The sequence below is a fragment of the Pseudomonas juntendi genome (assembly GCF_009932375.1).
GTDB classification, from domain to species: domain Bacteria; phylum Pseudomonadota; class Gammaproteobacteria; order Pseudomonadales; family Pseudomonadaceae; genus Aquipseudomonas; species Aquipseudomonas juntendi.
The window spans coordinates 1-288 of the sequence record NZ_BLJG01000477.1; the positions used below are offsets into that span (position 1 = coordinate 1).

The 288-nt window shown below is 63.2% G+C and carries 1 protein-coding gene; it reads left to right on the plus strand.

Translation table 11 applies throughout. From position 1 onward, the window contains the following. Positions 1-288, plus strand: a 288-nt coding sequence (locus GYA94_RS26810) for a pyridoxal-phosphate dependent enzyme (RefSeq protein WP_161893468.1), incomplete at both ends; no start/stop codon positions are given.

The following is a 288-nucleotide window of genomic DNA, read 5'->3' on the forward strand; positions in this document are numbered from 1 at the left end:
AGGTGGGCAGCTTTGCCGATGGGGTGGCGGTGGCGCAGGTCGGCGCGCATTGTTTCGAGTTGTGCCGGCATTTCGTCGACGAGGTGCTGACGGTGAGCAGTGACGAGCTGTGCGCGGCGATCAAGGATATCTACGATGACACCCGTTCCATCACCGAGCCTTCCGGCGCATTGGCGGTGGCCGGGATCAAGCAGTATGTGGCGCAGCACGGTGCACAAGGGCAGACCCTGGTGGCGATCGATTCTGGCGCCAACGTCAACTTCGACCGTTTGCGCCATGTGGCCGAGC